The sequence below is a fragment of the Methylotuvimicrobium sp. KM2 genome, assembly GCF_038051925.1.
GTDB lineage: Bacteria > Pseudomonadota > Gammaproteobacteria > Methylococcales > Methylomonadaceae > Methylotuvimicrobium.
In genome coordinates this window covers 1,565,823-1,580,543 of sequence record NZ_CP150634.1, presented here as the reverse complement: position 1 = coordinate 1,580,543, position 14,721 = coordinate 1,565,823, and the positions used below count along the sequence as shown (strand labels likewise).

General features: G+C 50.2%; 10 protein-coding genes. 8 read left to right on the top strand and 2 right to left on the bottom strand.

The genetic code is table 11. The annotated features are described in order from the left end of the window. Together csm6 and cas6 are read right to left on the bottom strand one after the other, a co-directional pair. A complete protein-coding gene (gene csm6, locus WJM45_RS06765) occupies positions 1 to 1,098 on the bottom strand; it encodes a CRISPR-associated ring nuclease Csm6 (RefSeq protein WP_341328206.1) in 1,098 nt (365 codons plus the stop codon). 353 nt (positions 1,099 to 1,451) lie between these two features. After that, a complete protein-coding gene (gene cas6, locus WJM45_RS06760) occupies positions 1,452 to 2,420 on the bottom strand; it encodes a CRISPR system precrRNA processing endoribonuclease RAMP protein Cas6 (RefSeq protein ID WP_341328205.1) in 969 nt (322 codons plus the stop codon). Positions 2,421 to 2,733: 313 nt separating this feature from the next. Here cas6 and WJM45_RS06755 point away from each other — a divergent pair, with 313 nt between their 5' ends. From WJM45_RS06755 to WJM45_RS06720, 8 genes are all read left to right on the top strand, one after another. After that, positions 2,734 to 4,296 (top strand): Re/Si-specific NAD(P)(+) transhydrogenase subunit alpha, encoded by a 1,563-nt coding sequence (locus WJM45_RS06755; RefSeq protein WP_341328204.1) that lies wholly within the window; start codon positions 2,734 to 2,736, stop codon positions 4,294 to 4,296. A 9-nt stretch (positions 4,297 to 4,305) separates the two neighbouring features. Then, positions 4,306 to 5,697, top strand: coding sequence for a Re/Si-specific NAD(P)(+) transhydrogenase subunit beta (gene pntB, locus WJM45_RS06750; protein ID WP_341328203.1), 1,392 nt, complete (start codon positions 4,306 to 4,308; stop codon positions 5,695 to 5,697). 94 nt (positions 5,698 to 5,791) lie between these two features. Continuing rightward, complete coding sequence (locus tag WJM45_RS06745; protein WP_341328202.1) at positions 5,792 to 6,331, top strand: hypothetical protein; 540 nt, start codon at positions 5,792 to 5,794, stop codon at positions 6,329 to 6,331. A 204-nt stretch (positions 6,332 to 6,535) separates the two neighbouring features. Next, positions 6,536 to 7,600, top strand: a complete 1,065-nt coding sequence (locus WJM45_RS06740; RefSeq protein WP_341328201.1) for a response regulator — start codon at positions 6,536 to 6,538, stop codon at positions 7,598 to 7,600. A 376-nt stretch (positions 7,601 to 7,976) separates the two neighbouring features. Then, positions 7,977 to 9,302, top strand: coding sequence for a serine hydrolase domain-containing protein (locus tag WJM45_RS06735; RefSeq protein WP_341328200.1), 1,326 nt, complete (start codon positions 7,977 to 7,979; stop codon positions 9,300 to 9,302). 13 nt (positions 9,303 to 9,315) lie between these two features. Beyond that, positions 9,316 to 10,323: a transporter substrate-binding domain-containing protein gene (locus tag WJM45_RS06730; protein ID WP_341328199.1), complete on the top strand. Its 1,008-nt coding sequence runs from the start codon at positions 9,316 to 9,318 to the stop codon at positions 10,321 to 10,323. 7 nt (positions 10,324 to 10,330) lie between these two features. After that, positions 10,331 to 11,113: a transporter substrate-binding domain-containing protein gene (locus WJM45_RS06725; protein ID WP_341328198.1), complete on the top strand. Its 783-nt coding sequence runs from the start codon at positions 10,331 to 10,333 to the stop codon at positions 11,111 to 11,113. Between the two features lie 8 nt (positions 11,114 to 11,121). Next, positions 11,122 to 13,434, top strand: a complete 2,313-nt coding sequence (locus WJM45_RS06720; RefSeq protein WP_341328197.1) for an ATP-binding protein — start codon at positions 11,122 to 11,124, stop codon at positions 13,432 to 13,434. The last annotated feature ends 1,287 nt before the right edge of the window (positions 13,435 to 14,721 follow it).

Sequence of the window (14,721 nt, the reverse complement as noted above, 5' to 3'; positions counted from 1 at the left end):
TTATGACTCCTGATAATGTATCTGCCCTACTTCCAAATTTATCCAATACCCCGTCCTCGGCCTTTTACCGACTGCTGCAATCAGGTAGGGTTTGGCGTTGACGCCTAGCGCTTCTTTTAGCCGGTTGTTGACCCTGGATTTTCGTTGTTCGAAAAAGGCTTTACTCATGCCCTGCACCAGCGTTTTCAAGGTTCGGTCGGACAAGCCCAGTTCGCCGGCGATTTGCCGGTAGCTTTTGAGGTATTCGAACACATATTCCGGATCGGGCACGCCGTCGGACGGGCATGTGACCGGCGGCATGCCGTGCGCTTGCCGGTTGAGCAGCCACAGATAAAACGCCATTTCGACCGGTTTGAGTTTGATAATGGCGCCGTGCGCGCTGAGGGTTCTTTGTTTGAGGTCGATGGTCAATTCGGGCGGGCCGAGTTTTTGTTGCGCGTTGGCCACGGCGCGGCTGAAGCTGGTCTTGCCTTCGAGTAAAGCCGGATCGAGGCCGTGGCGCAAGCGCACGAAGGCGATGTCGGCCAATACGACTTCGGCGTGTTGCGTGTCCAGGGGTTTTCGGGTCGGGTCGTTGCCGTAGATGATTTGCGACTGCGGCGTCGGGTAGTAAAACTGCGGATGCGATTCGTAGTCGGGCGATACCAGGACATGACTGAGCCGGTCTTGCGGACGCCCGTACAGAGATAGCGCATAGCCGGCGTAGAAGCCCATGGTTTTTCTGCCGCCGGCGATCGATACATGAAGTTCGCGGTTTGGGTCGGCGGTCAGTTTTCTGATCCATTCGGTGATGCCGTCGGCCATTGCTTGGTTGTCTTCGCGGCTGCGGATGTCCAGCAGCGGTTCGCCGCTGTCGCGTTGCAGCACATGGATGTCGCTTTCGTCGAATGGCGGCATGGGCAAATCGTAGTCCTGATAAAATCTGTTGAGCCAGCCGTCGTTGATCAATGTTAGTTTGGCGCGTTGCCGGCCTTCGGCCGTGGTTAGGATATGGATGCGCGCCGGCATTTCGCCTCTCTGCTTGTACAGGGCGTAGAGCGTTTCGGTGACGATTTGCGGCGTTAGGCCGGTTACGGCGAGTAGGGTTGTGTTCGGCATTGGGTTGTTCTTCTTTTTTACAAGTTTTCGGTGCTTAAGCGTTTTAGCTTCGATACCGTTGTTCGTTTTTCGGCATTTTCGACCTCGATAATCGCGATCTGGGGATCGCTCCCACAGCAGTGAGAGTCTCCATTGCCGAAGATCTGGATACCGTGGGAGCGACGCCTTCGTCGCGATTTCGGAGTCGGTGCCGTTAAACTGTCTTTGTCATATTCGAGGCCTGCAATGTTTAAGCGCTTTTTTTCAAAGCTTTGGCGTCGCGACTTCGATTCCGTTATTCGTATTTCGGCATTATCGGCTCCGACAATCGCGATCTGGGGATCGCTCCCACAGGGTGGTTATTCAATCCTATCTTACTCCGTTGACTTTTCTTCATCCGGCAAGCTTGTCGGGAGAATCGTGTAAGCACCGAGGCCCATGCTGGTCGCCTTGCCGGCATGGGTCCATTGCCCTAGCCAAAGGTAGGGCCAAAATACTTCATTATTGCCTTGCAGGTCTAAACTGAATCGGCCGAGCAGTCCGCCCATGTTCATTTCGGTTTGTTGTCTCGATGAGTAGCGCGTCCAGTCGTGCCATTGAAGCTTGGTTTCGGTGCAATGCGTTGCCGATGCCTGTTTGGTCAGTCCGGCAAAGTCGATTTCAAGCGGGGTATCGGTATGAAAGTAGCTGAGCATTGATTGACGCCTCAGCAAGTTGGCGAAGAATGCGCCGAAGTTAAAATGGTCCGGTGTCAGGTTTTTTCCGTCTTGTTTGATGCGCAGCGGCGTCTTTATTACGATCGTAATCGATTGGGGCGGATCGGGTATTTTGGGCGCCGATGCCGGCGGCCTCGGTTGCAATGCGCCTTCCCGGTAAATGGTTTGTTCGTTCCGTACAGAATCGAGATAATCGATATGATGAAGTTCGAAGCGTTGCCTGTGTCCGCCGATACCGTCAAGACCGGCCTTTTGCAAGGCATGTACGATGTACGGAAAGTAACGTTCGGCATGTCCGAATAAGATCATATCTAACGTATAGTTCGTTTCGATAGTGTCTTGCCGGGGAAATCGCAATACGAAGGGATGCGGCGCGGCGGTGTATTTGCGCATTTTTTCGCTGCCCGGTGGCGGCGGCGTTTCGAACACGACGCTGTAGGCGCAGGCGTTTTTCAACAGACATTGCGCGCAAGGCGTATTACGAACGACGCAAACGGTCTTTTTTAAGGCATGGCCGAATGCGCCGCGCCAGGCGGAACCGGGAAAAGCCGGCAGGCGAATCGGTTGTTCGGTTTCAAAATGGAATCGGTAGTGATTGAATGGAATGGTGAGCGGTGTTGAGTGCATATGTAACCTCCTTGTTTTTAAGTTTAAACAATCTAACGGCTTTTCCCCGCTTCGGCAAGCTTTTCAGGAATGTTTATTATCGTGGATTCAATGCGAGTAGGACTTCGTCGCACTTATTGTCGATAGTTATTGAAATGCCTTGTTGAATTGCCTATGCTCCGCAAGCGGAGTTTAATTAACTTCGTATTTCATAACGCTCGACTCGATTCACGGCACATCAACAACGATATTGCCCTATATGTCCACAGGTCTAATCGGTCAGTAGCCCTCATACCGGGACGATGTGCTTAAACAAAAACAAAAAGGAAGCACTATGAAAATTGGTATACCTAAAGAAGTACACGAAGGTGAAAAGCGCGTCGCGACGACGCCCGAGGCCGCCGAAAAAATCATCAAGCTCGGTTTTTCGATCGCGGTCGAATCCGGCGCGGGTCTCGGCGCCGATATTTCGGATGAAGCCTATCGAAAAGCCGGCGTTGAAATCATCGATAGCCCCGAAAAAATTTGGCGGGACTGCGATGTGGTCATGAAGGTACGTCCGCCGCAAAAACATCCGAAACTCAAAAAAGACGAAGCCGAATTGCTCAAGGACGGCGGTTGTTTAATCAGCTTTATCTGGCCCGCACAAAATGAAAAATTAATGCAGAAGCTGGCCGCGAAAAACGCCACGGTACTGGCAATGGACAGTATTCCACGAATCTCCCGCGCCCAAAAAATGGATGCGCTCAGTTCGATGGCCAACATTGCCGGCTATCGCGCAGTCATCGAAGCGGCTCAACATTTCGGCCGCTTCTTTACCGGCCAAATCACCGCGGCCGGTAAGATTCCGCCAGCGAAAGTCCTTGTTATCGGCGCGGGCGTTGCCGGACTGGCCGCGATCGGCGCCGCGAAATCGCTCGGCGCGATCGTCCGGGCCTTCGATACCCGCCCGGAAGTCAAGGAGCAAATCGAAAGCATGGACGCCGAATTCTTGATGCTGGATTTCGAGGAAGAAGGCTCCGGCACCGGCGGCTATGCCAAAACCATGTCTAAGGAGTTCATTGAAGCCGAAATGGCCTTGTTCGCGCAACAAGCCAAGGATGTCGACATCATCATAACGACCGCTTTGATTCCCGGAAAACCGGCACCGAAGTTGATCACGAAAGCCATGGTCGAATCGATGAAATCCGGCAGCATCATCGTCGATCTAGCCTCCGAGCAAGGCGGTAACTGCGAACTCACGCAAAAAGACAAGGTCGTTGTCGAACACGACGTCACGATCATCGGCTACAGCAATCTGCCCAGCCGTTTGGCCAATCAATCCAGCCAGCTCTATGCCACCAATTTAAGGCATTTATTAACCGATCTTTGCCCCGAGAAAAACGGACAGCTCAATATCGACATGGAAGACGAAGCAATACGCGGCGCCACGGTCATCAAGGAAGGCAAGATTACTTGGCCGCCGCCTCCGCCGACATTGTCTGTCGCGCCGAAAACAACGGAAGATACTAAAGTCCCGGCCGTCATCGAGAAACCTTCAGGATTACCGATACCGCAACCGGTCAAGCAACTGCTTCCGCTGATTCTCGGCGGCCTGGCGCTGTTCAGTGTCGGCTCGGTCGCACCGGAATCGTTCATGTCGCATTTCACCGTGTTCGTGCTAGCCTGCTTCATCGGCTATCAAGTGATCTGGAATGTCACGCCGTCGCTGCATACGCCGTTGATGAGCGTTACCAATGCGATTAGCGGCATCATCGTGATCGGCGCGCTAATTCAAGTCTCGGCGCCGGGCTTTTTGATGACGCTATTGGCCGGTCTCGCCGTGCTGGTCGCGTCGATCAATATCGTCGGCGGCTTTGTCGTAACGCGCCGTATGTTAGAAATGTTCAGGAAATAGGAAGGTCCCATGTCTCAAAGTCTAGTTTCAATGTCTTACATCGCGGCGGCCGTTTTGTTCATCTTGAGCTTGAGCGGACTCAGTAATCAAGAAACCGCCCGCCGAGGCAATTATTACGGCATGGCCGGCATGACCATCGCGATCTTGGCCACTGTACTGAGCGATTCGGTCACGGCCTATGTCACGTTGATCATTGCCTTGCTGATCGGCGGCACCATCGGCGTCAAAGCCGCTCTGAAAGTCGAAATGACGCAAATGCCGGAATTGGTTGCGATCATGCACAGCCTGGTCGGTCTGGCGGCGGTTCTGGTCGGCTACGCGAATTTTATCGAGGAAGGCACATCCCTTTTCGGAGTCGAAAAAACGATACATGAAATCGAAATTTATGTCGGCGTGCTGATCGGCGCGATTACGTTTTCCGGTTCGGTAATCGCATTCGGGAAGCTCAGCGGCCGTATCGACGGCAAACCGCTAATCTTGCCCGCCCGGCACTGGCTTAATCTCGGTCTGTTGATCTTGGCGATTTTGCTCGGCAAATGGTTTCTCGCGTCAGCCGAAACCGGCGGCGGCATGTTTCCGTTATTGTTGATGACGCTTATCGCGCTGGCCTTCGGCGTACACATGGTCATGGCGATCGGCGGCGCGGATATGCCTGTCGTCGTTTCGATGCTGAACAGTTATTCGGGATGGGCCGCGGCCGCGACCGGCTTCATGCTTAGTAACGATTTACTGATCGTTACCGGCGCGTTGGTCGGTAGCAGCGGCGCGATCTTAAGCTACATCATGTGCCGTGCGATGAACCGGCATTTTCTTAGCGTGATTGCCGGCGGTTTCGGTACCGGTAGCAGCGGCGCGGCGGCTGAAATCGTCGGCGACGTCAATCCGATCACGCCGGAAGAAACCGCGCAATTACTGATGTCGGCGGGTCACATCGTGATCGTTCCGGGCTACGGCATGGCTGTCGCACAGGCTCAGCATACCGTGTTTGAAATCACTAAGCTGCTCCGCCACAAGGGCAAGAATGTTCGCTTCGGCATACATCCGGTCGCGGGACGCATGCCCGGTCACATGAACGTACTGCTGGCCGAGGCTAAAGTTCCTTACGACATTGTCTTTGAAATGGAGGAAATTAACGAAGACTTTCCCCATATCGATGTCACGCTGGTGATCGGCGCGAACGATATCGTCAATCCGTCGGCGCTGGACGACCCGAACAGCCCGATCGCCGGCATGCCGGTTCTTGAAGTCTGGAAGGGTCAAACGACGATCGCGATGAAGCGCAGCATGGCCTCGGGTTACGCAGGCGTCGGCAATCCCTTGTTCGTGATGGAAAACACCCGCATGCTGTTCGGCGATGCGAACGACACGCTGCAGGCGGTTCTGAAAGCGTTGAGCGCTTAAATATGAGTTGAAAGCACAAAGCCGGACGGAGTTTTCCTCCGTCCTTTTCAACCGGATACGGCATGATTTGCCGTATCCACTATCTAGGAGATGCATGATGTCAAATAAATATGTTTTGTCGCTCCGGTTATTTATTCTACTCGTGTCGATCGCGATCGTTATCGCATCGAATAGCGCATCTGCCAATCTTTTCCCTTCCACCGATTCGTTAAACCAACCGGAAAACGCACGCTCAACCGGAGCCGATGCTTACGAACAACTCAACGATTTAACAGAACAAATCGCCGCTTCCGAGAATTTGGAGACAGCCAGAACTCTCGCGCTGGGCCCAACCGATAAAGCTATCGATGCCTTGAAAAATGCGCGTTCAATCATGCCGTTCAGCGATGACCTGCAAATGGCCGAAAACCGGTTGAGCGATGCCCGCAACCTCATCTTATTGGCCTCCTCGCAGGAGCAAGTTGCCGACGAATTCTCCGGCATAATGCTCGCGTCGCTCGACGATGACCAAGTTGCGGGTGTCAAAATCGGCAAAGTCAGTTGCAATTATTCGACCGGCGAAGTCATCGCGATTGTCATCGGCTTGATTTTAGGAATTATCCCCGGCTTGATCTTACTCATCGTGCTGTGTTGACACCGAGGTTTCCGGATCGACGGAATAAATTTGACCACTCGATCACATTTATTTTAAATCACTAGACTGCTGCTTGTTTGTTAGAATAATGCAATATAAATTAAAACTTCTTGCAAAATAGACAAACGGCCTCCCCTGCTTGCATTAGGATTATTTGCATGGCTCGATGCCCCCTTAACAAATTAAGGTTCAAGGTGATTTATCATGGACGTGAAGAACGTAGATATATTAATTGTTGACGATACCCCCGCCAACCTCCACTTATTGGCCAGCATTTTAAAAGAAGAAGGCTATAAAGTCAGACCTGCCGCAAATGGTGAAATGGCTTTGGCGGCCATTGCCAGTAGGCCCCCCGACTTAATCCTGTTGGACATAAAAATGCCCGGCATGAACGGCTTTGAAGTTTGCGCACGCTTGAAATCCGACCCGTCCACTCGTAATATTCCGGTACTATTCATCAGCGCCCTAACCGACGTTAACGATAAACTTAAAGCCTTCAGTGTCGGCGGACTGGACTACATCAGCAAGCCCTTCCAGTTCGAAGAGGTCAAAGCGCGCGTTTCCACGCATTTGCAATTGAAAGAACTGCAAAACCAGATGGAACGAAAGATCGAGGATGGCGTAAAAAGGATTCAACAACTCAACCGGGAAATTATCGACACGCAACGCGAAGTTATTTTGACGCTAGGCGAAATTTGCGAAACCCGCTCTCACGAAACAGGCCTACATGTCAGGCGCGTGGCCGAATTCAGCTATTTGCTCGCGCAACTGCGCGGCTGCGAAGAAGCGGAATTGATCAAACACGCATCGCCGATGCACGACATCGGCAAGGTGGCGATTCCGGATTATATTCTGAATAAACCCGGCAAACTGACCGCCGACGAATGGAAAATCATGAAAACCCATAGCGATTTGGGCTTTCAAATGTTATCGGTTTCTAATCGACCGCTATTGCGCATGGCGGCAATCATCGCGCAACAACATCACGAAAAATGGGATGGCAGCGGCTACCCCCTTGGCTTACAAGGCGAAAACATTCATATTGCAGGCCGCATCACCGCGATCGCCGATGTCTTGGACGCCCTTGGTCACGAGCGCTGCTATAAACCGGCATGGGCGATAGACGACATACTGGATTTTTTTAATCAACAAAGAGGCAAACACTTCGACCCGGTGCTCATCGATTTGTTTATGGAAAATCTCGATCGATTCTTGGCTAAGATAGAATACTTTAAACAATTAGACCGATTCGACGCGACAATCGATTGAAGTCGATTATATAACATAACGATGGGTGCTGATGCAGCACAATGTTTATAGATCGTTTTTTATTACCATGAAGGGCATGAAGATAATGAAGGGAAGAGAATTGAGTGCTTTATGAACTGTCCCAATATCACAGATGAACTGAACCAATAAATTCAATGCAGTAATACAGGGTTTTCAAATCCAGTTAATGACCAAAAAATATCAAAACAATGGCGGGACTGGAGCGCGGTAATGATGGCATAGGCTGTTAATGGTTAATTGAAAACGCTGTATCTTCAAGTCCTTCATGTTCTTCATGGTAAAAAATAAATGACATTTTTTGGAATCAGCACCCGTTTCGATTGCACATAACGCCCTGTAGCTAAAGAGAAAACTCATGCCCCTAGCAATAAAACTATTGTTCATACTACTCCTGGCGCAATCTCCGGCCTTCAGCAAAGAAGTCGCACTGCCCGTTTCGCCCGAATCCGTCGGCTTGTCCTCGATGCGCTTACAGCATATCAGCCGTTTAATCGACCGGCATATCGACGAGAAAAAGATCGCCGGAGCAGTAGTACTGGTGGCGCGCAAAGGCGAGATCGCCTATTTTCGCGAATCCGGGCAAGCCGGTGCCGACCAACCCATGCAAAAAGACACAATTTTTAGAATCGTGTCGATGACCAAACCGTTGACCAGCGTGGCGACGATGTTGCTGTACGAAGAAGGCAAGCTGCTGCTGTCCGATCCCGTTTCTAAATACATCCCCGAATTCAAAGATCCCAAGGTATTGGAAATGCAACCGCCCGGTTCGGCAACCGAATACAAACTGGTGCCGGCAAAACGAGAAATAACGATTCGCGATCTACTCAGTCATACCTCAGGCTTGCTATATCTGTTTCCCAATAATTATTATCATGAACGAAACCGGCAGTTAGTGATCGACTTCTACAAAGAAGCCGGGATTACCGACGGTTTTTGTCGACCGAACGAAACGATTGGCGACATGGTCAAACGGCTTGCGCGCCTGCCGCTTTACAAGCACCCGGGCGAACTTTGGGAATACAGCCTCGCTAGCGACGTGCTGGGTTACCTGGTAGAAGTCGTATCCGGCATGCCGTTTGACCAATTCATGCAACAACGTATTTTCAATCCGCTAAAAATGCACGACAGTCATTTTTATCTGCCCAAGGAAAAAATACATCGCCTGGCTTCCGTTTGGAAAAGCGATTGGCAAGGCTCCTTGGCTCCCGCCCCCGACAAGATGCTTGACGGCGATCTAGCCCTATGTCCATCCGATGCTCGGGCCTTATCCGGAAAATACCTTACCGGCGGCGCCAATGTATTGACCACGGCACACGACTATTACCGTTTCGCGCAAATGCTGCTCAACAAGGGCGAACTGGACGGCGTGCGCCTGTTGAGCCGTAAAACGGTGGAATTGATGACCGCTACCAACCATATCGGCCATTTCGATGCGGACTTCTTACACGGGCCGGGCTGGAAATTCGGCTTAGGCTTCGCCATTCAGCAAGACCGCGAACATGATGTCGATTCCGGCGATCCGGGCGTGTTTGAATGGGCGGGCATCTATTCGACCCGCTTTAGCATCAACCCGAAAGAAGAAACCATTACGATATTCCTGTCGCAAACCTCGCCGTTTAACTTACATTTCGGATTATGGGATACCTTGCTGGTACTGACCAACTCGGCCATTATCGATTAAACGAGAAACTGACATGAAATTCACTAAAAATCCGTTTCGATTGAGCATGACAGCAATTTTCAGTTTGAATGATTTAGCCGTATTAAGGGGCCGGGGCATGCCTGTCGAGGAACGCCGTAAACCCGTCCATGGGGACTTGACGGCGGCTCCCTGCCGCCGACACCCTCGCCAGGCATGCCCCGCCCCCTTTTATATGCTCAAATTGGGATTTACCGTGGGCATTGCGTTAATCGCAATCTTATTGTTTTCCGCAAGCGCCTCAGCGACGGGACCGCGCATCAAACTCGATATGTTCACCGACAGCGCCAATGTCATTTACGCGCTTGACGCCCCGCCCTTTATCACGACAGAACTTAGCGGCGGCGGAGTAGCAATCGAACTCGTCAATAGGATAATGGAGAGGCAAAATATCGAAGCTCCGATCAATACCCTCCCCTTATCGCGCATGCTGAAATACTACTTGTTTCAAGAAAACGCCTTGGCCTTGATCGGATCTCCGCTTAACTTTACCAAAGACCAACAAAAATCATTGGTTTTCATTCCGTTATTGCGCTTACAGGATCATTATTTCATTTATCGCCCCCATCAATCCGAAGGATTTCCGTGGCCGGGAGACCTTAAAGCCCTAGCCGGACGCGTCTACGGCGCCACCCCGGAAGAAGACGTCAATGCCTACCGGCAAGCCGGTATTAAAACGATAACAGGCAACACCCTTAACCTATTGGAAAGGCTGCAAGCCGGTTCGGTCGATTTCATCGGCGATACGGAATTGGCCGTCGATTGGTATCTCGATAAAAGCTTATCGGCCGAAAAACCGCGTTTTATCAAGCTGGAGCCCGCCGCGGGAGATCGCAACTTATGCATTATTTTCAATAAAAAGCACCCGGAAGGCGAATCCTTGGCAAAACAATTCAGACAAGGCCTCGATGCCATCATCGCCGACGGAACTTACCAAAAAATACTCGAACAAGCATTAGGCGATAATAAAGCCGTAAGCGCGTCCGTCTTACCTCTCAAGTAGATTGTCGATGCGTTGGCTATTGTTATCGCTTTGGCTAGGAGTCGCAATCTCACAAGCCGCCGACATCGTCGTCGATGCGAATGAAAGCGCCCCTTATTGGTGTCGTTTCAGCCTCGAAGGAGGCATGGGCAGCGAGTTGCTGCAAGCCATGTCGACCGCCGCGGGCTTAACCACGCAAATTCGTTTCGTACCGCTGTCGAGAATGATTGAAGACCGGTCCAATAACGACTCGGGCAACCCCGAGTTTTTCATGTGGCAACAAGAGTTTGCCGCGATCATCCCAATCGCGATTTCGGAAATGTCGATATTTTATTATCGGCCTCGTCATCAAAAACCGTTGGAAGTCAATGATTTCAAAGATCTCGAACCCTATAAGATCGGCGTTTTGAAAGGCATCTTGATTGACCGGAAAGCCTTGGAACAAATGGGGCTCACTTTTGAAAGCAGTTATACTCATGCCTCGCTATTTAAAAAACTGAAGGTAGGCCGTATCGACTTAGTCATTGAAATCGATTTGGTGGGCCGGCAAATGATTAATCAACTTTATCCTGATCTTGCCGATGATTTCGTCCGCATACCGCTATCCAATACCGTTTCGCCGATCGCGATCATGATCGATGCCAATTATCCGAACGCCGACAGTATTGCCGAACGTTATCGAGAAGGCTTAGCAAGCATTATCGCTAATGGCGAGTATCAACGAATCGTCGAACGCTATTATCCTGACGGCAAACTACCGAACGGCTGGCTCGACAATTTGAGCCGTTTTCAACAAATGTATGCCTATTAAGGCTCTGCATGAAATTCCGTTTAAAAAGCATCAAATCCAGACTTACCCTCTTACTGCTGACCATTGCCGTAATGGGTTTCGGCCCTTACGAAACTTACAACTATATCCTAACAAAGCAGCGTCTCCATGATGAACTGGAAATTTCGGCCGATAGACAAATAAGGCGCTTGAAAGAAAGTCTAATCATTCCATTGTGGGAAATGGACGACCGTTGGATCGACAAATTAATCTATATCGATATGCTTAACGAGGATACTTATGCGATACAAGTATCCGGCGACGAGCGATTATGGGTCGCCCGAGTCAGAAATGACGAATGGCAAGCCATTCCGGGAAATCGTCAACCGATCGACGGCAACTTTGTTTTTCGCGAAGGCTCGGTGAAACAGGATGATGTCGAAATCGGTCGAATAAAGCTTTATCTGAGTAAAAAGCGCTTAGATGAGCAATTGCAAGAGGCTCGATTGGTCACCACGATCAGGGGGCTAACGCTCATATTTTTAATCGTGTTCTGCCTCCGTCTTGCTTTGGCGCTAATCGTCGTGAAACCGCTGCTACAGTTGCTCGACGTGGTCAAACGAATTGCCGCCGGCAATTACAACGTCACTTTTAACCAAAGACTACATGGCGAATTAGGATTATTGGCGCGCGGCATTCTGCAAATGATGCAAAATCTACATCAGCGTGAAACGGAACGCGATTTCGCCACCGCCGAATTACAAAAAACCAACAAAAAACTAGCTCACGAATTACACGAGCATGCCAAGGCGCAAATCGCTCTGAAAGAACTGAACGAAACCCTAGAGCAACGCATCGATGAGCGCACCGAGGATTTAAATCGCAGCAATCAATCCTTGCGGGAAATCAGTCTTGCTTTTGAAAAAGCCAAAAATGACGCCGAATCGGACAATAAAGCAAAAAGCATTTTCCTAGCCAATATGACCCATGAGCTGCGTACGCCAATGAATGCCGTATTGGGATTTTCCAGGTTAATGCAAAGCGATAGCGACCTAACCGCCACACAACGCGAAAACCTCGACATCATCAACCGAAGCGGCAGTTATTTACTGGAATTGATCAATCAAGTGTTGGACATGGCTAAAATCGAATCGGGGCGCATGATCGTCGAAAACGCACCTTTCGACTTAGGCTCCGTAATCCGCGACATCTTCGACATGATGCAAGAGCGCGCCAAGTCGAAAGGCTTGCGACTGCGTATCGACCAATGTTCGACATTCCCCCGTTTTATCGATGCCGACGCCGCAAAATTTCGGCATATCCTGCTTAATCTTCTCAGTAATGCCATCAAATATACCCGTAAAGGAAAAGTCACCTTGCGGCTTAATGCGCACCGTCAAATAGACCGTAACGGTTTGATGTTGATTTGCGAGGTTGAAGACACCGGGATTGGCATAGCCGCTGAAGATCTGCCCCATATTTTTGCCCCATTCGTTCAATTAGGCTCTTTATCGGATCAACAAGGCACGGGCTTAGGCCTTGTCATTACCAAACAATATGTCGAACTGATGGAAGGCGCGATTAGCGTTCATAGTCAGCCTGAAAAAGGTTCACTATTTCGCGTCGAAATTCCGGTCGGCGATGTCTCGGAATCCACGATCGAAGACTTTCACGAGTCCATCAATAGCCGTGTTATCGGTCTGGAGCCCGGCCAACCCGACTATAAAATACTGATTGTCGAAGACAAAGCGGAAAATCGCTTGCTGTTGAAAAAAATATTGGAATCGGTCGGTTTTAGCGTTTTTGAAGCGACCAACGGCCAAGAAGGCGTCGAAGCATTTAAGCGCTGGCATCCCGATTTTATTTGGATGGACCGACGCATGCCGGTCCTGGACGGAATCAAAGCCACTGAAACGATTTTGGCCTTGCCGGAAGCCGACAAGGTCAAAATCGCCGCGGTCACAGCATCGGTATACCTAGAAGAACGACAAGCTTTTTTCAAGGCAGGAGCCTGCGACATCGTTAACAAACCTTATCGTAACGAGGAGATTTTCGATTGCATGGCCCAGCATTTAGGTGTGCGCTATTTATATGATCAAACCGAAATCAAAAGCGCTTCAAACGATGAAATGATTCCGGAAAATATACTTGAACGGCTCAAACAACAGCCATTAACCTGGCTTAAGTCGTTGAAACTTTCCGCAATCGAACTGGATGTCGAGCAATGCCTCGAACTTGTCAAAAGCATCGAAACGGACGATGTCAAACTTTCGGAGCAATTATTGGCAATAATCAACCGCTTCGAATTTGACCGTCTATTGCAGCTATTAACAACGGTCCAGCAAAGCATGAAAGACAATTAGGATGGGATCCTGATGTATCCCCTCAAAACGCTCGTTCCCATGCTCTGCGCTCTTCGTTATACATAAGTCAAAAATTACTCTTTTACAATCTTTCCTCGTTCCCACCGCTCCAGCGTGGGAATGCATACCCATCTTGCCCCGGCTGACAAGGTATGGGTTCCCACGGAGGACCGTGGGAACCAGAAAAAACTTGCTAAACAGAGGTTATCGTATACTTGAAAACGGTGCTGTTTGATAAATTTGCGGATATTGGATATCAGTGGCTCCGAGATCGCGATCTGGGGATCGCTCCCACAGAGCATCCAGCCCCTTGTGGGAGCGACGCCTTCGTCGCGATTTCGAAGCCGGTTACGTTAAGCAACAATAAAGGGTATCGAGGTCACATTCGCCAAGACTTCATGCCCAAGCAGAGCTTGCGAGACGGGTTTCCCAAACAGAGTTTGGGAAACAGCGTAAGATGTGTATAACGATGAGTGCTCTGCGTGGGAATGACGCTTTAGACGCTCTGCGTCGACTGCCGCGGGCAATTGGATTAAGAAACTATAGAGAATGCCTGGTTGCTCTTGTCGGGATTATCGACCTCTGAGGACGCAGAGCGTCCCGGGATGCATTCCCACGCAGAGCGTCACTGCCATTAAGTTAAGCCTTTTCTGGTTCCCACGGTCCTCCGTGGGAATCCGTACCTTGGCTGTCGAAACCAGATTGGTATGCGTTCCCACGCTGGAGCGATGGGAACGAGGAAAAATCTCCCCCAGCCACTCTTTTTCAAAGAGGGGAATAAAACTCCAAGGACCTTAACTTAATGGCATTGACGCAGAGCGTAGGAAGGATAAAAAAAATTATATATCTATCAACTAATTTACAGCCAAAAAATTGTTTTTTTGGCTATTTTATGGGGATACTTCAGGATTGAATCCCACTCCTTTCATACTGAAAAACCGTACGACTTGATTTATACCTTCGCACTTCAAATTTCGGCAGTGCCCGAGGAGGAGCCGGATATTCATCTACGAACGTTATATTTACAGGGCTGCCAATCGCATCCCTGCTTTCAAAATCACCGAACAGTTTTTCAGAACGAAGGACGTAACGTGGAGCCTCAGCCTTATTCTAACCATAAGGGCGTCAAGGTTGTTGCTTATTTCGAAATGCCGGTGTTAAAGTACGGATAAGATTGATTGAATCGAGTCGCATGGCGTCTTAATAAAGGTTAGGAACGAACATGAAATAACTTCGACGACTGTTAGAAGGGGGTTCGGCGGCTCGATTGACAGGTGTCGGCGGCAG

What these genes read in the sequence shown, in the direction of transcription:
- csm6 (WP_341328206.1), bottom strand. Translation starts at nt 1,098, where the DNA reads ATGCCGAACACAACCCTACTCGCCGTAACCGGCCTAACGCCGCAAATC.
- cas6 (WP_341328205.1), bottom strand. Translation starts at nt 2,420, where the DNA reads ATGCACTCAACACCGCTCACCATTCCATTCAATCACTACCGATTCCAT.
- WJM45_RS06755 (WP_341328204.1), top strand. Translation starts at nt 2,734, where the DNA reads ATGAAAATTGGTATACCTAAAGAAGTACACGAAGGTGAAAAGCGCGTC.
- pntB (WP_341328203.1), top strand. Translation starts at nt 4,306, where the DNA reads ATGTCTCAAAGTCTAGTTTCAATGTCTTACATCGCGGCGGCCGTTTTG.
- WJM45_RS06745 (WP_341328202.1), top strand. Translation starts at nt 5,792, where the DNA reads ATGATGTCAAATAAATATGTTTTGTCGCTCCGGTTATTTATTCTACTC.
- WJM45_RS06740 (WP_341328201.1), top strand. Translation starts at nt 6,536, where the DNA reads ATGGACGTGAAGAACGTAGATATATTAATTGTTGACGATACCCCCGCC.
- WJM45_RS06735 (WP_341328200.1), top strand. Translation starts at nt 7,977, where the DNA reads ATGCCCCTAGCAATAAAACTATTGTTCATACTACTCCTGGCGCAATCT.
- WJM45_RS06730 (WP_341328199.1), top strand. Translation starts at nt 9,316, where the DNA reads ATGAAATTCACTAAAAATCCGTTTCGATTGAGCATGACAGCAATTTTC.
- WJM45_RS06725 (WP_341328198.1), top strand. Translation starts at nt 10,331, where the DNA reads ATGCGTTGGCTATTGTTATCGCTTTGGCTAGGAGTCGCAATCTCACAA.
- WJM45_RS06720 (WP_341328197.1), top strand. Translation starts at nt 11,122, where the DNA reads ATGAAATTCCGTTTAAAAAGCATCAAATCCAGACTTACCCTCTTACTG.